The organism is Massilia sp. UYP34 (genome assembly GCF_056279385.1).
In genome coordinates this window covers 65,315-84,437 of record NZ_JBWBRF010000008.1, presented here as the reverse complement: position 1 = coordinate 84,437, position 19,123 = coordinate 65,315, and the positions used below count along the sequence as shown (strand labels likewise).

The following is a 19,123-nucleotide window of genomic DNA, read 5'->3' as shown; positions in this document are numbered from 1 at the left end:
GTGCACTCAACCGATCGGCGCCGGGGCCGCTGAATAATGAGCGCTCTCATCAGAAGGTTGACATGGCAATCGACGTGTATCTGCAAATCGACGGCATCAAAGGCGAGTCGCAAGACGACAAGCACAAGGACTGGATCGAGTGCGTTTCGGTGAACTGGGGGATCCGCCAGCCCCGCAGCGCCACCGCGTCGACCAGCGGCGGGCACACGGCCGAACGCGCCGAACTGCGCGAGATCGCGCTCAGTAAGCTGGCCGATCTGTCGAGTCCCATCCTCATGCAATATTGCGCGATGGGGAAAACAATTCCCAGAGCAAAGCTGGAATTCATGCGGGCCGATGGCAGCGGCAATCCGATCCGCTACTTCGAAATCGAACTCGAGAACGTGCTGATCGGCGCCGTCGAGCCCAGCATCGAACCGGGCGCCATCCTGGATGAGCACGTCAGCCTGAAATATTCCAAGATCAAATGGCGCTATACACAGCAGAAAATCGCCGGCGGCGGTGGCGGCAGCACGGTCGGTGGCTGGGACCTGGCCGCCAACCGCATCGCGGCATGATTGCGCGCCTGCGCGGTGGCCTCGGCTAGAATCTGGTGAACCCGACCAGACCCCGAGGCCCCATGCATCCCACCTTCAAGGCCGCCATTGCGGCTGTATGCCTGCTTCCCTCCCTCCACGCCGGTGCGCAGTCGTCCGAGCCGGCCGACTTGCCGCTGTGGGAATTCGGTCTCGGCGCCTTCGGCCTCACCGCGCCTGCCTATCCCGGCGCCGAAGATCGCAACAACCGCGTGTTGCCCGTGCCCTACCTGCTGTACCGCGGTGAAATCCTGCGCGCCGACCAGTCGGGCATCGGGGCGCGCCTGTTCCGTTCCGACCGGCTCGAGTTCGACGTGGGCCTGGCCGGCGCCTTGCCGTCCGACTCCGACGACGTCGACATCCGCGCCGGCATGCCCGACCTGGGCGCCCTGTTCGAGTTCGGGCCGCGCCTGAAGATCCGGGTGGCCGATTTCGACGGGGGCAGCCAGATGCGTAGCCGCCTGCGCGCGGAACTGCCGCTGCGCGCCGTGATCGAGGCAAGGGGAGGGCTGCGGCGCCAGGGCTGGACCTTCGAGCCCAAGCTGGCGTATGAGACGCGCGGCGAGCGCCGCTTGTGGAGCGTCGAGGGCAATGTCTCGGTCGTGTTCGGCGACAAGCGCATCAACCGCTATTTCTACGAGGTGCAGCCGCAGTACGCCAACGCCGCACGCGCCGCTTATGACGCCGACGCCGGCCTGATGCTCACCCGCGTCGGGCTGTTTGCCACGCGCCAGTTGAATCCCGACCTGCGCCTGTTCGGCTTCGTGCGTTTTGAATCGTATGCCGGCAGCGCCAACCGCGACAGTCCGCTGCACCTGAAGAACACCGGCACCTCGGCCGGCATCGGCTTTGCCTGGACCCTGGCGCGCTCGAGCCGCCGCGCGGCGGGCTACGAGCCGGTCGATCCGGTCACGCCATAAAAAACGCCGGGACCAGCCCGGCGTCAAACGGAGACACGAATCGTCGGCGTCAGGCGGCCTGGCGCATCGCCAGCGCCGGACGGCCGGCATGCTTGAGTGCAGGACGGCCGCCCGCTTGCGGCTCGAAGCGGAAGGTCGACACCAGCTGCGCCAGCAATTGCGCCTGTTCGCGCATCGAGGTCGAGGCCGCCGCCGCTTCTTCCACCAGCGCCGCGTTCTGCTGCGTCACCTGGTCCATCTGGGCGATCGCCTGGTTCACCTGTTCGATGCCGGCCGACTGCTCCTGGCTGGCCATGGCGATGTCCGACATGATCGCGGTGACGCGGCCGATGCTGTCGACGATTTCCTGCATGGTGTGGCCTGCGTCCGACACCAGGCGGCTGCCTTCCTCGACCTTGGCGCTCGAGTCGCCGATCAGGGTCTTGATTTCCTTGGCCGCCGCCGCCGAGCGCTGGGCCAGGTTGCGCACTTCGCTCGCCACGACCGCGAAGCCGCGGCCCTGTTCGCCGGCGCGCGCCGCTTCCACGGCGGCATTCAGGGCCAGGATATTGGTCTGGAACGCGATGCCGTCGATGACCGAGATGATGTCGACGATCTTCTTCGACGAATCGTTGATCGCGTCCATGGTCTGCACCACGCGGCCGACGGTCTCGCCGCCGCGGCCCGCCACCTGCGAGGCGGTCTGCGCCAGCGTATTGGCTTCGCGCGCATTGTCGGCGTTCTGCTTCACGGTCGAGGTCAGTTCTTCCATCGACGACGCGGTCTCTTCCAGCGCGCCGGCCTGCTGCTCGGTGCGCGACGACAGTTCGAGGTTGCCGGCCGAGATCTGGTCGGCGGCTTCGACGATGGTCTCGGTGCCGCTGCGCACCTGGCCGACGATGCCCACCAGGTTGTCGTTCATGTCCTTCAGGGCGCCCATCAGCGCGCCGGTCTCGTTCCGCCCCCGGGCGACGATCCGGCTGCTCAGGTCGCCAAGGGCGACGGTCTGGGCGACGGCCACGGCTTCTTCCAGCGGCGCGGTGATGCGCCGGCCGATCCACCAGGCGAAGGCGGCGCCGGCCACCAGGGCGATCGCGGCCAGGGACATCTGCAGGTTCAGGCTGGTCGCGAAGCCATCGTGGATCAGGCCGGCGTCCACTTCAACCACTTTCTTCTGGTACGCGACGATCGCGCGCAGGCTGTCGATATACGATTTCACGCGTGGCAGCATGTCGGTGGCGAGGAACTGACGCACCGCTTCGTCGTCGCCGGCGGCCTTCTTTTCGAGCACGCTCTTGCGCGCGGCGCGGTAGCCTTCGCGCTGTTCGTCGACCTTGGCGAACAGGGCCATTGCTTCGGCGTCGCCCTTCAGGTTCTCGACCAGTCCCTTGTGCAGCACGTCTGAGCGCTTGGACGAGGTGGCGATATCGTCGAGGAAGAATTTCTCGTCGCCGGGATCGACCATCTTGATCGCGGCGATGGTGCGCGCCGCGTTGGTTTCGATGATGGCCTGCCATTCCTGCAGCATGGCGAGACGCTCCATGCTCTCGTTGGTGAGCTTGTCGGTCAGGTTTTCCGCCTTCTTGGTCTGGATCAGGCCGATGCCGACCAGCAGCACCATTGCCGCGAGCAGGGTGGCGAAGCCGCCCAACAGGAGGCTGCGCAACTTGATATTCTCGATTGTCATAACTTTCCTATAGCAAAAATTCTAACCGCAACGACGACAAACATTTAGTTGTCGTGGGGAAAGTAGGTATTTTCTCAGACTCTAGGACAAATGCCGAGAAGCATTGCATTTTGTATGCAAAATATCGACGAAGTGTGGCGGCAAGGTGACGATCAGATGTCACCCCAGTCCATGGCGGCTGGATGCAGGCGGTGCGCCGGCGCGGGAAGGGGAATCGAGGAGGAGGAGGAGGAGAAGGCCGCCTGCCCGCGAGCGCGGGCAGGCGAGGCGGTCGCTCAGCGCGACTTGACGAAGGGCTTGCCCAGCGCCTTGGGCGCCACCGACTTGGCCATCAGGCCGGCCAGCACGACCACGGTGACGATGTACGGGATCATCTGGATCAGCGAACCCGGGATGCGGCCCACGACCGGCAGGTCGACGCCTTCGATCTGGATCTGGACCGCGGCGAAGAAGCCGAACATCATGCAGCCCAGCACCGTGTGCAGCGGACGCCAGTTGCCGAACACCAGGGCGGTCAGCGCCAGGTAGCCGGCGCCGGCCGACATGTCGCGCAAGAAGAAGCCGCTCTGGACGATCGACAGGTAGGCGCCCGAGAACGCGCACAGCACGCCGGCGATGATCATCGCCGTGTAGCGGGTGCGCTGGACCGGGACGCCGGCGGCGTCGGCCGCGTGCGGGTTCTCTCCGCAGGCGCGCAGGCGCAGGCCAAAGCGGCTGTGGAACAGCACCCAGTGCACGATCGGCAGCAGGGCGAAGGCGAAGTACACCAGCGGCGAGTGGCCGCCGATCAGGCGCGTCCAGACCCAGCCCAGGCCGGGAATGTCGGCCACCAGTTCCGACCCCGGCAGCACCACGGTCGACAGGCGCGCCTCGCCCAGGTCCGGCGTGCGGCCGCCCTGCTGGAAGAAGTACTGGGCCACGACGAAGGTCAGGCCGCTCATCGCGATATTGATGGCGATGCCCGCCACCAGCTGGTTGCCCTTCTGGGTGATCGCGACGAAGGCCTGGACCAGGGCCAGCGCGACTGAGGCGAGGATGCCGGCGGCGATGCCGATCCACGGGTCCTGGTAGGTATAGGCGACGCCGGCCGAGACGAAGGCCGAGGCCAGGATCTTGCCTTCGAGGCCGATGTCGACCACGCCGCTGCGTTCGGCGAACAGGCCGGCCATGGCCGCGAAGATCAGCACCGGCGCATTGCGGATGGTGGAGACGACGATGCTGGCGAACTGGAAGTCTTCCATGGCTTATCCCTTGCGTGCGCTGTTGCCGCGCGTTGCGTTGATCAGTTTCAGCAGCGCCGGCGCGTACATGTTTTCCATGGCGCCGCAGAACAGGATGATCAGGCCCTGGATGAAGATGAAGGTCTCTTGCGGGATGTTCGGCTTTTCCAGCGACAGGTCGAAGCCGCCCTGGATCAGCGCGCCGAACAATACCGACGACAGCAGGATGCCGACCGGATGCTGGCGGCCCATCAGCGCGATCGCGATGCCGATGAAGCCGGCGCCGGCCGGGAAGTTCAGGCTCAGGTAGTGGGTCGAACCGAGGATCGAGTTCACCGCCGCCAGGCCGGCCAGGGCGCCCGAGATCAGCATCGCGACGATGATGGTGCGGCTGATGCGCACGCCGGCATAGTGGGCGGCGTGGGCGTTCAGGCCGGTCGCCTGCAGCTTGTAGCCCCAGCTCGAACGCGACACCGCCACCCAGTAGATCGCCAGCGCGACCAGGGCGAGGATGAAGGCCAGGTTGAGCGGGGTGTTCTCACCGAAGAACGGCAGCCAGGTCGACAGCTGCGGGATCGCCGCGGCGTCCGAGAACACGCGGCTGGCCGGGTTCTGGTCGCCCTCGGGGATCAGGTACTTGACGATGATAAAGTTCATCAGGCCGGCGGCGATGAAGTTGAACATGATGGTCGTGACCACCACGTGGCTGCCGCGCTTGGCCTGCAGATAGCCCGGCAGGAAGGCCCAGGCCGCGCCGAACAGGGCGCTGGCGACGATCGCCAGCGGGATCAGGAGCCAGCCGGAGAGGGTGGAATCGAACGCCAGCATGGCCAGGGTCAGGCCCAGCCCGCCCAGGTACATCTGGCCTTCGGCGCCGATGTTGAACAGGCCCGCCTTCATCGCGATCGACACGGCCAGGCCGGTGAAGACGAAGGTCGAGGCATAGAACAGCGTGTAGGAGAGGCCTTCCGGATTGATGATGGCGCTGCCCACGAGGATCTGCAGCGATTCGACCGGGCTCTCGCCCAGCAGGTGGATGACCAGCGCGGCGACCAGCAGCGCGGACAACAGGTTCAGGACCGGCAGGACGAAGCCCGAAGCCCAGCGGGGAAGTTCAGTCGTTTTCATGATTTGTGCATCCCGCCCATCAGGAGGCCGATGCGGGTGGTGTCGAATTCGTCAATATGGAGTTCGCCGGTGACGCGGCCGCCCGACATCACGACGATGCGGTCGGCCAGCGCGCGCACTTCTTCCAGCTCGGTCGACACCAGGAGGATGGCCACGCCTTCGTCGCGCAGGCGCAGCAGCTGGGTGTGGATGCTCTCGATGGTGCCGATGTCGACGCCGCGGGTCGGCTGGCCGACCAGCATCAGCTTGGGCGCGGCGGAGACTTCGCGCGCGATCACGACCTTCTGCTGGTTGCCGCCCGAGAGCAGGCCGATGCGCACATCGGGATCTTTCGGACGCACGTCGAAGGCCTCGAGCAAGTGGGCGCAGCGCCTGGCGATGGCGTCGAAGTCGAACAGGCCCAGGCCTTTGGTGACCCGGTCCTGGTAGCCGAAATAGGTGTTCTGCATGACCGAGAAATCCTTGATCACGCCGTCGCGCAGGCGGTCTTCCGGCACGTGGCCGATGCCGAGGTCGCGGAAGGTCGCGGGCAGGCCGTCGGCGTTCGCGCGGCCGGCGAAGGGCAGCGGCGCGCCTTCCATCGTCACGGTGCCGGAGGTCGGCAGGCGCATGCCCGCCAGGATTTCCATCAGCTCGCTCTGGCCGTTGCCCGAGACGCCGGCGATGGCGACGATCTCGCCGGCGCGCACGTCGAGAAAGACGTCGGCCAGCAGCTGGACGCCATTGGCGTCCTTCAATTCCAGGCCCTCGACCTGCAGCACCGGCGCGCCGGGCGCGTGCGGTTTGCGCGGCAGGTTGCCCTCGATCGGGCGGCCCACCATCATGTTCGCAAGCTGCTCTTTCGAGGTGTCGCGGGTGGCGACGGCGCCGGCCACGCGGCCTGCGCGCATCACGGTCACCTGGTCGGTGATCTCCATGATCTCGCCCAGCTTGTGGGTGATCAGGATGATGGTCTTGCCCTGTTCCTTGAACAGCCGCAGGATGTCGAACAGCGAGGCGATCTCTTGCGCGGTGAGCACCGCGGTCGGCTCGTCCAGGATCAGGATCTCGGCGCTGCGGTAGATCTGCTTGAGGATCTCGACGCGCTGCTGGGCGCCGACCGACAGGGTCGAGATGACCGCCAGCGGATCGACGTCGAGGCGGTAGCGGGTGCAGATCTCGCGCAGCTTGGCCTCGATTTCAAGGCGCTTCTTCGACAATTTGAAGCCGCCCTCGGCGCCGAGCATCACGTTATCGAGCACGGTCATGTTCTCGACCAGCATGAAGTGCTGGTGGACCATGCCGATGCCCAGGTCGATCGCTTCCTGGCTGGAGCGGATCTTCCGTTCGACGCCATCGATGACGAGCTGCCCGCTGTCGGCGTGGTAGTAGCCGTACAGGATGCTCATCAGGGTGGATTTGCCGGCGCCATTTTCGCCGATCACGCCATGGATCGAGCCCTTGGCGATCGAGAAGCTGACGTCGGCGTTCGCCTGCACGGGCCCGAAGGCCTTGCTGATGTTGCGAAATTCTACGGCTGGCTGCATTGCGGTCTGTCGTAAATATGAAGTGTCTTTATCATTCAAAAGCGCGCCGGGCCGGTTGGAGCCGGCGCGGCGCGCTTTGAATGGAAATGAAAGGATCAGACCGGGCAGCTGCTGCCTGCGCGGTAATCGATGACCTTGATCTTGCCGTTGATGATGTCGCTGCGCACGGCGTTGACGCGCTTTTCGATCTCGGGCGTGACGACCTTGCGGTTGTCCTTGTCCAGCACCCAGTCCACGCCGCCTTCCTTCAGGCCCTTGTGGTGCACGCCGGACTTCCAGGTGCCGTTCTTGACGGCCATGAAGGAGTCGTACACCGCCACGTCGACGCGCTTGACCATCGAGGTCAGCATGGTGCCCGGATGCATGTAGTTCTGGTTCGAATCGACGCCGATCGCCAGCTTGCCGCGCTCCTTGGCCGCCTGCAGCGTGCCCATGCCGCTGCCGCCGGCCACCGCGAACACGACGTCGACGCCGCGCGCGAACTGCGCGCGCGCCAGCTCGCCGCCCTTGGCCGGGTCGTTCCAGGCGGCGGCGGTGGTGCCGACCATGTTCTGGACGACCTCGACCTTCGGCGCCTGGGCCTTGGCGCCCTGGCCGTAGCCGCAGGCGAAGGCGCGGATCAGCGGGATGTCCATGCCGCCCACGAAGCCGAGCTTCTTGGACTTGGAGGCCATGGCGGCGGCGACGCCGACCAGGTAGGAGCCTTCCTGTTCCTTGAACATCACCGATTCGATGTTCGGGCCTTGCGCCACGCTGTCGATCAGCACGAAGCGCACGTTCGGGAACTCACGGGCGACTTTTTGCACGGCCTGGGTTTGCGAGAAACCGATGGCGGCGATCATGTCGACCTTCTTGCGAGCCAGGCCGCGCATGACCTGCTCGGCCTGGGTATCGCTATTGGCCTGGACTTCGAACACCTTGACGCCGGTCTCTTTCGAGAAGCGCTGCAGGCCCTCGAACGCCGACTGGTTGAACGATTTGTCGAATTTGCCGCCCGCATCGTAGACCATGCCGAGCTTGGGCTGCGCGATCGGGCCTGCTGCCGGCGCTGCGACCGCACTGCCTGCGACGCACAGCGCCGCGATGGTCATGCTGAATTGCTTAAATTTCATCAATGGGCTCCTGGAATAGCGATATTGTACATGCGGCATTGTGGCCGATGGTAGGGCTGCGCAATTGCGACCTCGAGCGGCATGGCGGGGGCGACACATCGCGCTGTGCGATTGTGTCAGTCCGGCGATCCGCAGGAGGTTACGGTTTGTATCTGGCGATCATTTTCTCAGCAGAAGGGCAACCGTGTAGCACGGCCACAACAGGCTGGAGAGTCGATCTGGCTGATGTGAGCAAAAACATGCGCAAACTCACGCCATCCCAGCGCAAGCTGTCAAATATGCATCAACCTGCAAGTTGATGACAAATACGATTTTACTTGCCAATTTATTCGTTGGAAATATAACTGCTGCCAACTTTAGCAATTATTTTGTGGCAAGGGCGAAATCGGCGGGCGTCGGGACCGCCTCGGCGGGTGGTTCGGCGGTGGCGACTGCGTCGGCGACGGCCGCCGCGGCGGCCGGCGTTACCGGCAGGCTGAACTGGCGCGTGAGGAAGCCGGCGATCATGTCCTGCGTCGCTTCCAGGTAAGGGATGTTCATGTGGTCGGAGCCGGGCACGACGTCGTCGGCCACCAGCTGGCCGAGCTTGGCCACCAGCAGGTCGGTATGCGTGTGCGGCACCACGTCGTCGCTGGCCGCGCGCAGCACATAGGTGGGCGCCTTGAGCGAAGGCGCGTACTTGATCGACTCGAAGCGGTGCTGCAGCATGTATTCGATCGGCATCACGCGGAAGCGCCGCTTGGCGATCGCCAGGATCGAATCGTAGGGCGTGATCAGGACCACCGAATGGGCGGGGCGCTCCTTGGCGACCTGCACCGCGACGCCCGAACCCAGGCTGCGGCCGACCACGGCGATGCGGTGCGGATCGACCTGGCCGCGCGTGGCGAGCCAGTCGTACAGCAGGCAGCCGTCTTCGATCATGTGGATCTCGGCCGGCACGCCCTGCGACTCGCCATAGCCGCGGTAGTTCAACGCCAGTACGGTCATGTTGGGGAACAGCTTGCCGGCATCGCGCACGACCCAGGACACTTCTTCGGAACGGCCGCCGAAATACAGCACCGCCGGGCGCGGACCGGGAATGGTCGGGGTCATCAGCCAGCCCGAGAGGCGGGTGCCGTCGTTGGCGCGCAAGACCACGGGACGGGTGCGGTGGCCGCTGCTGCGCGGGCTTTTCACCTCGCGCTCGAGCGTGGGATTGAAGACCAGACGGCGCTGGTTGGCGGCGACCGCCGCCGTCAGCCCCAGCCACAGCATGCTGGCAACGCCCGTGATCCCTGCCGCCATTTTCTTCGACATATCCATGACTGACAGTCTACGCCAGCCGCTGAGTTTTGTTTCGTCTGACACCTCTCACTGTTGGTCGGGCCATGCGAAATGGGTCAGAAAGTTGTTTTAAGCCAACATCGGGCGCTGCCGTCGTGCGGGGGTTCCGCTGGCGCGCTGGCGTGCCGATCAGGCGATTGCGGCAATTGCGGTTACGATGGGCATTCACATTCATCCCATGCCCCCTGGAGACGCCGTGCACTATCTGCTCACCTATGACCTCGCCCCCGACTACCTCGAACGGCGCGGCGAATTCCGCGATCGACACCTGAAGCTGGCCTGGGAAGCGCAGGAGCGCGGCGAGCTGGTCCTGGCCGGCGCGCTGGCCGAACCGGCCGATCATGCGGTGCTGGTGTTCGATTGCGCGAGCGCCGAACCGGTCCAGCTGTTCGCGGCGCGAGACCCCTACGTCACGCACGGTCTGGTGCGCGCCTTCCACGTGCGCCAGTGGAATACGGTCGTCGGCGACCTGGCGGGCAATCCCCTCAAGCCTGCCTGAGTTCTTGCCGGATCAACACACGACATGGAGTAAGATTCCCGGCTTGTAGAACATTGCCGGGGAATCCATGCAATCTGCTGTCAATCTGTGGCCACTGCTCGGCGTGGTCGTCGTCGTCGCCGGCTTCCTGCTGCGCGCCAATCCGGTGCTGGTCGCCGTCGCTGCCTGCGGCGTGACCGGCGTCGCGGCCGCCATGCCCGTCATGGCCCTGCTCGAGTCGCTCGGCGCCGCCTTCGTCAAGACGCGCAACCTGCCCCTGATCCTGCTGCTGCCGCTGGCCGCGATCGGGCTCTTGGAGCGCTTCGGCCTGCGCGAACGGGCGCAAACGGTGATCGCGAAAGTGCGCTCGGCCACCGCCGGCCGCCTGTTGATCGTGTACCTGTTTGCGCGCGAGAGCACCGCCGCGATGGGCCTGACCAGCCTGGGCGGCCATCCGACGATGGTACGACCGCTGGTCGCGCCGATGGCCGAGGCGGCCGCGGAAACGCAGCACGGCAAGCTGCCCGAGCGCGTGCGCCACCGCATCCGCGCCATGTCGGCTGCCACCGACAATATCGGCCTGTTCTTCGGCGAAGACATCTTCGTCGCCTTCGGCGCCATCGTCCTGATGCACACCATCCTGCAGGCCGAGGGCATCGAGGTCGATCCGCTGCACATCGCGCTGTGGGGCATCCCGACCGCGATCACGGCCTTCGTGATCCATGCCTGGAACCTGCGCCGGCTCGACGCCGAGATCGGGCGCGAGATCGAGCGTGAGCGCGCGCGTGCGGCGCCGCAGGAGGCCGCATGACCCTCACCATCGACCACTTCTACATCCTGGTGGGTCTGCTGCTCTCGAGCGTGGCCATCATGAACCTGGTGGACCGCAGCAATCCGCGCCGTGTCACCACCGCGCTGTTCTGGGGGCTGTACGCCATGCTGTATCTGGCCGGTGAGCGCATGCCGCCGGCGGCGGTCGGCGCGCTGATGATCGTCATGGCCTTGCTGGCCGGCTTTGGCGGCGTCAAGGCCGGCGCGCCGAAGGCGCTGGGACCGCAGGAGCGCCGCGCCAGCGCCGCGCGGCTCGGCAACCGCATCTTCATCCCGGCGCTGCTGCTGCCACTGGTGACCGTGATCGGCGCCACCGTGCTCAAGGACGTCCAGATCGGCGGCTTGCCCATGCTCGACCCGGCCCACCTGACCCTGGTGAGCATGGGCTGCGGCGCGGTCGTGGCCCTGATCGCCGCCTGCTGGCTGACGCGCGCCACGCCGCTGCAGGGCGTGCGCGAGGGGCGGCGCCTGGTCGACGCCATGAGCTGGGCGGTGGTGCTGCCGCACATCCTGGCGGTGCTCGGATTGCTGTTCTCGGAAGCCGGCGTCGGCAAGGCGGTGGCGCACCTGGCGACCACCTATATCGGCATGGACTCGGCATTCGTCGCGGTGGCGGTGTACTGTATCGGCATGGCGCTGTTTACCATCGTGATGGGCAACGGCTTCGCCGCCTTCCCGGTGATGGCGGGCGGCATCGGCATCCCGGTGCTGATCGGCGTGTATGGCGCCAATCCGGCCGTGATGGCGGCGATCGGCATGTTCAGCGCCTATTGCGGCACCCTGATGACGCCGATGGCGGCGAACTTCAATATCGTGCCGGCGGCGCTGCTCGAGCTGCCCGACAAGAACGCGGTGATCCGCGCCCAGATACCGAGCGCGCTGCCGATCCTGATAGCGAATATCTTCCTGCTGTATTTTTTGATGAACTTGTGAGGCCGCGATGATCAAGACCGTACTGCTTACCGGTTTCGAGCCGTTCAATGGCGCCAGCATCAACCCGGCATGGGAAGCGGTGCGCGCGCTCGAAGGCTGGGAGGGCGTGGTGGGCGAGCATCGTTTCCGGGTCGAGGTGCGCCAGCTGCCCTGTGTGTTCGGGCAGGCGATCGAAGACCTGGTGGCGGCGGTCGACGAGCTGCATCCCGATGTGGCGATCGCGGTCGGCCAGGCCGGCGGCCGGCCCGACATCTCGGTCGAGCGCGTGGCGATCAACGTCGACGATGCCGCGATCCTCGACAACGGCGGCCAGCAGCCGGTGGATGCGCCGATTGCGGCCGAGGGTCCCGCCGCCTATTTCTCGACCTTGCCGATCAAGGCCATCGTGCGCGCGCTGCGCGAGAAGGGGCTCGTGGCCGGCGTGTCGCAGACCGCCGGCACCTTCGTGTGCAATCACGTGTTCTATGGGTTGATGCACCACGTGGCTGGACAGCCGCAGCCGCAGCCGATCAAGGCGGGCTTCATCCACGTGCCTTTCCTGCCGGAACAGGCCGCGGCGCGGCCCGATGCGCCGCCGTCGATGGCGCTGGACGACATCATCGCCGGCGTCAAGCTGGCGGTGGAGGTGACGGTGAGCGTCGACGCCGATGTCCGTGAAGTGGGCGGCGCCACGCATTGAGCGTCGTGCCGGCCTGCTGGCCGCAACCGTGAGTACGAGAAATCCGACAAGCGAACGGCCTTCCCGCTGGCACTATTGTCGAGCAGTCGGTGAATAGAATAAGTTCACCGAAGCTCAAGCGAAAGATGATGTCGTTTCAGAAAGTAAATCCGTCAAGAAGGCGAAGGGAAGGCTGTTACTGTGGGCGAAGCAGCGCCGCCAGCGGCCGGCGCAAGCACGTGCGCAGCCAGACCTGCGCCGGTCATCCTCCCGGCGCGGGCAGCGCCGAACTGGAGGTGACCTGCCGGCGAATCCGGCGCGAGCCGCCGGGCTGATGCGGCCGCCCGCCCGCCGTCAGGGACAACCTCAGGGACGCGGCTGGGCCAGCAGGAACCGCAGCGGGATGCGCAGCGGGATGTCGAGCCTGGCCGACCACGCCCGCTCGCTGTGATCGGTGCCCGGGAACACCCGCTGCATGTAATTCGCATCGGTCTAACCGCGTTCGCGGATGACGTCAGCGCCGAAGTCGAAGCTGGGGCCATACAGCGCGTCGAGCGCGTCGGTGCCGCGGTCCAGGTATAGCGGTGGCCGGCCGGATCCGGCAGGTGCGCGCTCAGGCAGGCAAAGGTGGCCGTCGGGATCGCGGCGTTGCGCTCGAACGTGCCGATCCAGTTGCGGCGTCAGGGGAAGAAGGCGGATTGTATCAACGGCAGACGCCGGGACGCCTGTCGAGCGATCCGGCGGCCGCTGCCGCAAATTGCATCAGCGCAATTTGATATGGCTGACCGCCTTCTCGTCACGCAGCACGAACGCCGCATCCTCGAAACTCGGCGGCCCGAAACGGCCGCGCGCGTCGCGGCTGAAGGCATACCGTTCCTTCGGGATGCCCAGCGCATTGCGATCGAGCTTTCCGTTGTCGTTCTCGTCCTGGAACGACAGCACGGCCCAGGCGCCGGGCGGCACGTCGTCGACGGTGACCACGGTTTCGCCCATGCGCGCCGCGGCCGATGCGGCATATGGGCAGTCCTTCAGGAAGGTCGCCTTGTCGCAGATCGCGACCCGCACCGTGCCCTTGTTGCTGGTGATGCCCTGGACCCTGACCTCGATCGCCGCGGCCGAAGCAAGACCGGCGGCGCCCATGCTCGAGGCCAGCAGGAGGGATAGACCCAGGGTACGAAAGATCGATTGCATGAAGACTCCATCAGGTTAAGTGTGAATCGTGTTTGACCGCCGGGCGGCAGCGCCGCGCAACCGTGCGCATGCGCCGCCATGGTAGGCTGTTGATATCCCGTCATCATGCCCTGGCCGCCATCATTATGCTTTCCAACGCGCTCATCGTCCTTGCCACCATCGCGTTCATGGAAGTGTTTTCCATCGTCGCGCACAAGTACGTGATGCACGGCTTTGGGTGGGGCTGGCACCGCTCGCACCACGAGCCGCGCACCGGCTGGTTCGAAAAGAACGACCTGTACGCCGTGGTGTTCGCCGGGGTCGCCATCGCCCTGATCTGGTTCGGCACCCGCGGCCATCACCCGCTCGAGTGGATCGGCGCCGGCATGACCGCCTACGGCGCCCTGTACTTCATCGCCCACGACGGCCTGGTGCACCAGCGCTGGCCGTTCCGCTATGTTCCGAAAAGCGGCTACCTCAAGCGCCTGTACCAGGCCCACCGCATGCACCATGCGGTGGAAGGCAAAGAGGGCGCCGTGTCCTTCGGCTTCCTGTACGCACCGCCGGTCGCCCGCCTCAAGCGTCAGCTGCAGGCGCAGCAGGGCCAGGTGCGCCGCCCGCGCGGCCCGGACGCAGCCACAGACCGCGCTGCCGCGGCGCCTTCGCTGCACGAGCAGGGCTGAGGCGCGACGCCAGCGCCTGGGCCCCGCCCAGCGCCAACAGCCGCAGCTTGGCCGCCTTCGAGGTGCCCACCCGCTCGTCCCAGGCATGGGGTCCACGCCGCTTGACCTCGATCCCGATCTGGCGGTAGACGTTGCGCGCGGTGGCGATCGCCCAGGCCGAGCGCAGGGGCAGGGCGGCGATGCCCAGCGTGGCCGACGCGTAATACGGCTCGGCATGGTCGACCAGGCGCGCGGCGACGCTCGCCAGCGCCGCGCGGTGGCGCGGCAGGGCCACGTGGTCGGGCGGGATGCCGGCCTCCATCAGCCATTCGGACGGCACGTAGCAGCGCCCGATCCTGGCATCGTCGATGATGTCGCGCGCGATGTTCGTCAGCTGGAAGGCCAGGCCCAGGTCGCAGGCGCGGTCCAGCACCAATTCGTCGCGGGCGCCCATGATCGAGGCCATCATCAGGCCGACCACGCCGGCCACGTGGTAGCAGTAGCGCATGGTGTCATCGATGGTGCGGTAGCGCGTTTCGCCCACGTCCATCGCGAAGCCGGCCAGGTGGTCGAAGGCATAGCGCGGCGCGATCGCGTGGCCCAGCGCCACTTCCTGGAACGCGGCGAACGCCGGGTTGCGCATCGGCTCGCCCGAATACGCGCGCCGGGTGTCGTCGTACAGGCGGTCGAGCTCGAAACTGGCGCCGTAGGCGCTCGGCGTGGCGGCGGCAAAGCCCAGTTCCTGGCCGTCGACCACGTCGTCGCAATGGCGGCACCAGGCGTACAGCATCAGCACGCTGCGCCGGGTGGCGGGCGGGAACAGCCTGGCGGCCGCCGCGAAGCTCTTGGACCCGACCTCGATGGTCTGGGTCGCGTGTTCCATCAGCTTGGTGCCGGCGTACGCACTCATGGGTGCACCCCGGCATGCAGGCCTTCCAGCATCAGGCCGGCGGTCGCCTTGGCCGAGCCGATCACGCCCGGCACGCCGGCGCCGGGATGGGTGCCGGCGCCGACCAGGTACAGGTTGGGCAGCTCGGCGTCGCGGTTGTGCGGGCGGAACCAGGCGCTTTGCGTGAGGATCGGCTCCAGCGAGAACGCCGAACCCAGGTGGGCGTTGAGCTCGTCGCGGAAGTCGTGCGGCGTGAAGATGCGGCTGGTCACCAGCTGGCTGCGCAGGCCCGGCATGTAGCGCCGTTCGAGGTAGTCGAAGATGCGGTCGCGGTAGCGCGGGCCTTCGGTCTCCCAGTCGATCGGCGCGTTGCCCAGGTGCGGAACCGGCGCCAGCACGTAGTGGCTGCCGCAGCCGGGCGGCGCCAGCGACGGATCGGTGACGCAAGGAGCATGCAGGTACAGCGAGAAATCGTCGGCCAGCGTCTTGCCGTTGAAGATGTCCTTGATCAGCTCACGGTAGCGCGGCCCGAAGCACACCGTATGGTGCTGCAATTGCTCGTGGTGCTTGTCGAGGCCGAAGTACAGCACGAACAGCGAATTGCTGAAGCGCTTCTTCTTGAGCGCCTCGCCCTGGCTGCTGCCGCGCCCGTGGGTTTTCAGCAGGTCGGCATAGGTATGCACGACGTCGGCGTTGGATGCGACGGCGTCGGCCATGAACCAGCGGCCGTCTTCGAGCCGCACGCCGCTGGCGAGATTGCCGGCGGTCTCGATGCGCGCCACCGATGCATTCAGTTCCAGCTTGCCGCCCATGTCCTCGAACAGCCGCACCAGGCCTTTCACGAGCGCGCCGGTGCCGCCGCGCGGGAACCACACGCCCCAGCGCCGTTCCAGTGCGTGAATGAGGGTGTAGATCGACGACGTGGCGAACGGGTTGCCGCCCACCAGCAGCGAGTGGAAGGAGAAGGCCTGGCGCAGCTGCTCGTCCTTCACGAAGCGCGACACCATGCCGTACACGCTCTTCCAGGCTTCGAGCCGCGCCAGTTGCGGGCCGGCCTGGATCATGTCGCGAAAGGACAGGAACGGCACCGCGCCCAGCTTCAGGTAGCCCTCGTCGAACACCGCCTTCGAATACGCCAGAAAGCGCCGGTAGCCGGCGACGTCCGCCGGGTTGCGCGCATGGATCTGGCGGTCCAGCGCCTCCTGGTCGTTGGCGTAGTCGAAGTGGCTGCCGTCTTCCCAGCACAGGCGGTAGAAGGGCGCAACCGGCAGCATCTCGACGTAGTCGCCCATCTTCTTGCCGCACAGGGTGAACAATTCCTCGATCGCCGACGGATCGGTGATGACGGTGGGGCCGGCGTCGAACACGAAGCCCTGGTCCTCGTAGACGTAGGCGCGGCCGCCCGGCTTGTCGCGCCGTTCGAGCAGGGTCGTTTGCATGCCCGCGGCCTGCAGCCGGATGGCGAGCGCCAGGCCGCCGAATCCGGCGCCGATCACGACGGCGCGTTTCGGTTCGCGTCCCGGCTTGAAATTCATCTGGTTCATTCTGCGATCCCGATTTGATGTGGTTGTGTCTTGCGGACGGCGGAAAAAGCCGCCAGCACCGGCACCGGCGGCTTGCCGGTCAACAGGCGCGCCTTGTCGGCCAGGGTCGGACGGCCGGCGTAGAAGCGCGCGATCAAGGGCGCGGGCAGGCCATAGAAACGCTGCATCACGCGCCAGCGGTGATCGGGGCTGCCGGCCAAGAACAGCATGCGGTTGAGCATGCGGAAGAAGCGCTGGTCATCCCAGGCGTGCCGCGCCTGTTCGCGAATGGCGGCGAACAGGCTGGGCGGCGACAGGTCGGGCAGGCCGGCGATGCGCTCGGCCAGCCGCACCGCGTGCGGCAGCGAATAGCCAGTGGTCGGGTGGAACAGGCCGGCGCGCAGGCCGACGCTGGGCTGGCCCTGCAACGCGTCCCAGAAGCGGTCGAAGTCGCCGGCCAGCACGATCGGCAGCGAGCCGTGTTCTTCGCGCAGCACGTCGCGCACGCGCCAGCCGCGCGCGTCCACATAGGCGGCGATGTTGGCGCGCAGCCGCTCCGGATCCCAGGCCGCGCTGTCGACGTAGTGCGTGTCTTCGACCAGCACGCGGTCGGGTCCGAAGGGCAGCAGATAGACGAAGCGGTAGCCGCCCTGCTGGGCCACGCTGGCGTCCATGATCACCGGCGCGCTCAAGCCGTGGGCGGCGTCGAGCCGCAATTCCTGGCCCAGGAAGGTCTGGTAGCCGAGCGCGAGGTGGCTGCTGGCGCGCATGCCGCGGCCGTCGATGACGGCGTGCGCGCGCACCGTTTCGCCATCGGCCAGGCGCACGCTGGTCGGCGTCACCTCGTCGATCCAGACGCCGGTGCGCAGCGCCGCGCCCAGGGCCGGTGCGACCACGCGGGCCAGGTCGTGCGAGGCGATGCTGGCGTAGCCTCCTTCGAGGGTGCGGGCGAGGTCGGGAAACACCACGTCGTAGCGCGGCCAGCGGTGCGTGACCAGCGGCGCGATCCAGCGCAGCTGCGCGGCATCCAGATCGCTGTCGTGGAACGACCAGGTATGGTTGCCGCCCAGGCGCTTGCCCTGTTCGAGCACCAGGATGCGCAGCGCGGGACGCTCGGTGCGCAGGCGCCACGCGATCAGGCTGTTGGCCAGGCCGCCGCCGGCCAGGATCAGGTCGTAGTCGACCCCGCTGCGCTCATCCATGGCTGGCCAGGCGTTGGGTCGCGGGTGCGAGGCCGAGCGCGGCCTCGATGAGGTCGGCCGCGCGCGGCGCGCCGCCGGCCTGGCGGATCTGCTCGGCCAGCGGTTCCATGCGCTGCCGGAAGCCTGGCTCGTCCAGCAGGCGGCGCAGCTTGCGCGACAGCTCGGCGCTCGTCGCGAAGCGCGGCGAGGCGCGCAGGCCGACGCCGGCATATTCCACGCGGGCGGCGGCGCCCGGATGGTCGAAGGCGATCGGCAGCGCCAGGATCGGCGTGCGGGTGGCGATGGCTTCCATCACGGTGTTGGCGCCGGCATGCGAGATGACGGCGTCGGCGCGCGCCAGCACGGCCAACTGGGGCACGAAGGCGTGCACGCGGGTGTCGCCGATGCGTTCGAGCGCGCGCGCCTGGGATTCGTCCAGGCCGCCGCAGTGGGCGACCAGCAGTTGCGCGTCCTGGCGTGCGCAGGCTTGCGCGATGCGCTTGAACAGGCCGAAGCGCTGGCTGACCAGGGTGCCGAGCGAGGTGTAGACGAAGGGGCGCGTGCTCGATGCGCTCGGCAGCAGCGCGGCCAGTTCGGCCGGCGTGTGGGCCGGCGCCGCGGCTGCCCCGTGCAGCGGGCCAACGTGATGAAAATGCGGCGGCAGCGCGCGCCGTGGAAAATCGAAGCCCGGCACGACCTGCCCGATCTGGGCCAGCGGCGACAGGCATTCGTGCAGTTTTCCGCGCGGGCGCACTCCCAGCTGGCGGGCCGCGGCGGAGATGGCGCGCTCGTGCGGCCGCATCATCCAGTCGTAGACCATGGTGCTGCCTTCGACGATCTTGAAGGCGCGCTCGCTGTCTTCATGCATGAACGGCATGACGGGCAGCGGCATGCCGGGTTCGCGGTTGACCGGCAGCGCGCAGGCGACCGACACGAACGGCATGCCGAGGCTTTCGGCCACCAGGCCGCCGGCCGCTTCCATCTGGTCGGCGATAAGAAAGTCGACCTGCAGACCGCACAGGGCTGCCGGCAGTTCACGGCACAGCATCGTGGTGCTGGCCGCCATGTCGAGGATCACGCGGCGCAGGCCCAGCGGCGAGCCGGGATTGGCGACCCGCGCCAGCATGGCCGGCAGCGAGCCCGCCGGGTGCGTGTCGCTGCCGATCGCGTGGAAGCCGATCCGCGCATCCTTGACGTAATCGATGGCGTCCGGACGATGCACGAAGGTGACGCGGTGCCCGCGCGCGACGAGTTCGAGCGCCAGCTTCGACAAGGTATTGAAGTGGCTGTAGAGGGCCGGGGCCACGACCGCGAAATGCGCCATGCGA

General features: G+C 67.0%; 18 protein-coding genes. 7 read left to right on the top strand and 11 right to left on the bottom strand.

From position 1 onward, the window contains the following. The first annotated feature begins 62 nt into the window (after positions 1 to 62). A complete protein-coding gene (locus ACZ9AQ_RS14380; RefSeq protein ID WP_429204147.1) occupies positions 63 to 557 on the top strand; it encodes an Hcp family type VI secretion system effector in 495 nt (164 codons plus the stop codon). A 62-nt stretch (positions 558 to 619) separates the two neighbouring features. Beyond that, the gene (locus tag ACZ9AQ_RS14375; protein ID WP_429204149.1) at positions 620 to 1,495 is read left to right on the top strand and encodes a MipA/OmpV family protein; all 876 of its coding nucleotides are present in this window, start codon (positions 620 to 622) and stop codon (positions 1,493 to 1,495) included. A gap of 49 nt (positions 1,496 to 1,544) precedes the next feature. Here ACZ9AQ_RS14375 and ACZ9AQ_RS14370 read toward each other — a convergent pair whose 3' ends face one another. The 6 genes from ACZ9AQ_RS14370 to ACZ9AQ_RS14345 all read right to left on the bottom strand — a co-directional run bounded on the left by ACZ9AQ_RS14370 (position 1,545) and on the right by ACZ9AQ_RS14345 (position 9,449). After that, positions 1,545 to 3,161, bottom strand: coding sequence for a methyl-accepting chemotaxis protein (locus tag ACZ9AQ_RS14370; RefSeq protein ID WP_429204151.1), 1,617 nt, complete (start codon positions 3,159 to 3,161; stop codon positions 1,545 to 1,547). A gap of 275 nt (positions 3,162 to 3,436) precedes the next feature. Next, entirely contained in the window at positions 3,437 to 4,402 is a 966-nt protein-coding gene (locus ACZ9AQ_RS14365; protein ID WP_429204153.1) for an ABC transporter permease, read from the bottom strand. 3 nt (positions 4,403 to 4,405) lie between these two features. Continuing rightward, entirely contained in the window at positions 4,406 to 5,509 is a 1,104-nt protein-coding gene (locus ACZ9AQ_RS14360) for an ABC transporter permease (RefSeq protein ID WP_429204155.1), read from the bottom strand. Beyond that, entirely contained in the window at positions 5,506 to 7,035 is a 1,530-nt protein-coding gene (locus ACZ9AQ_RS14355; protein ID WP_429204157.1) for an ABC transporter ATP-binding protein, read from the bottom strand. Before ACZ9AQ_RS14355 ends, ACZ9AQ_RS14360 begins: the two co-directional genes overlap by 4 nt. Before the next feature lie 95 nt (positions 7,036 to 7,130). Beyond that, complete coding sequence (locus ACZ9AQ_RS14350; protein ID WP_429204159.1) at positions 7,131 to 8,147, bottom strand: BMP family lipoprotein; 1,017 nt, start codon at positions 8,145 to 8,147, stop codon at positions 7,131 to 7,133. Positions 8,148 to 8,510: 363 nt separating this feature from the next. Beyond that, on the bottom strand, positions 8,511 to 9,449 hold the full coding sequence (locus ACZ9AQ_RS14345) for an alpha/beta hydrolase (protein ID WP_429204161.1): 939 nt from the start codon (positions 9,447 to 9,449) through the stop codon (positions 8,511 to 8,513). A gap of 217 nt (positions 9,450 to 9,666) precedes the next feature. Here ACZ9AQ_RS14345 and ACZ9AQ_RS14340 point away from each other — a divergent pair, with 217 nt between their 5' ends. From ACZ9AQ_RS14340 to pcp, 4 genes are all read left to right on the top strand, one after another. Next, positions 9,667 to 9,969 carry a YciI-like protein gene (locus tag ACZ9AQ_RS14340; RefSeq protein WP_429204162.1) on the top strand — a complete coding sequence of 101 codons (303 nt, stop codon included), beginning with the start codon at positions 9,667 to 9,669 and terminating at the stop codon, positions 9,967 to 9,969. Positions 9,970 to 10,036: 67 nt separating this feature from the next. Next, the gene (locus tag ACZ9AQ_RS14335; protein WP_429204164.1) at positions 10,037 to 10,759 is read left to right on the top strand and encodes a DUF969 domain-containing protein; all 723 of its coding nucleotides are present in this window, start codon (positions 10,037 to 10,039) and stop codon (positions 10,757 to 10,759) included. Then, positions 10,756 to 11,712 (top strand): DUF979 domain-containing protein, encoded by a 957-nt coding sequence (locus tag ACZ9AQ_RS14330; RefSeq protein ID WP_429204166.1) that lies wholly within the window; start codon positions 10,756 to 10,758, stop codon positions 11,710 to 11,712. Before ACZ9AQ_RS14335 ends, ACZ9AQ_RS14330 begins: the two co-directional genes overlap by 4 nt. 7 nt (positions 11,713 to 11,719) lie before the next feature. Beyond that, positions 11,720 to 12,391, top strand: coding sequence for a pyroglutamyl-peptidase I (gene pcp, locus ACZ9AQ_RS14325; RefSeq protein ID WP_429204168.1), 672 nt, complete (start codon positions 11,720 to 11,722; stop codon positions 12,389 to 12,391). 741 nt (positions 12,392 to 13,132) lie between these two features. On the opposite strand, the gene ACZ9AQ_RS14320 is transcribed toward pcp, so the two are convergent. Further along, positions 13,133 to 13,561, bottom strand: a complete 429-nt coding sequence (locus ACZ9AQ_RS14320; protein ID WP_429204170.1) for a DUF2141 domain-containing protein — start codon at positions 13,559 to 13,561, stop codon at positions 13,133 to 13,135. Positions 13,562 to 13,686: 125 nt separating this feature from the next. Here ACZ9AQ_RS14320 and ACZ9AQ_RS14315 point away from each other — a divergent pair, with 125 nt between their 5' ends. Next, positions 13,687 to 14,223 (top strand): sterol desaturase family protein, encoded by a 537-nt coding sequence (locus ACZ9AQ_RS14315; RefSeq protein WP_429204171.1) that lies wholly within the window; start codon positions 13,687 to 13,689, stop codon positions 14,221 to 14,223. Here ACZ9AQ_RS14315 and crtB read toward each other — a convergent pair. From crtB to ACZ9AQ_RS14295, 4 genes are read right to left on the bottom strand one after another with little or no spacing between them, the layout of a single operon-like run. Next, entirely contained in the window at positions 14,117 to 15,112 is a 996-nt protein-coding gene (gene crtB / locus ACZ9AQ_RS14310; RefSeq protein ID WP_429204172.1) for a 15-cis-phytoene synthase CrtB, read from the bottom strand. The two genes, ACZ9AQ_RS14315 and crtB, sit on opposite strands and share 107 nt — an antisense overlap. Then, complete coding sequence (locus ACZ9AQ_RS14305; protein WP_429204173.1) at positions 15,109 to 16,635, bottom strand: phytoene desaturase; 1,527 nt, start codon at positions 16,633 to 16,635, stop codon at positions 15,109 to 15,111. Before ACZ9AQ_RS14305 ends, crtB begins: the two co-directional genes overlap by 4 nt. Beyond that, complete coding sequence (gene crtY / locus ACZ9AQ_RS14300; protein WP_429204174.1) at positions 16,632 to 17,816, bottom strand: lycopene beta-cyclase CrtY; 1,185 nt, start codon at positions 17,814 to 17,816, stop codon at positions 16,632 to 16,634. Before crtY ends, ACZ9AQ_RS14305 begins: the two co-directional genes overlap by 4 nt. Beyond that, positions 17,809 to 19,119, bottom strand: a complete 1,311-nt coding sequence (locus tag ACZ9AQ_RS14295; RefSeq protein ID WP_429204176.1) for a glycosyltransferase — start codon at positions 19,117 to 19,119, stop codon at positions 17,809 to 17,811. Before ACZ9AQ_RS14295 ends, crtY begins: the two co-directional genes overlap by 8 nt. Positions 19,120 to 19,123 lie beyond the last annotated feature (4 nt).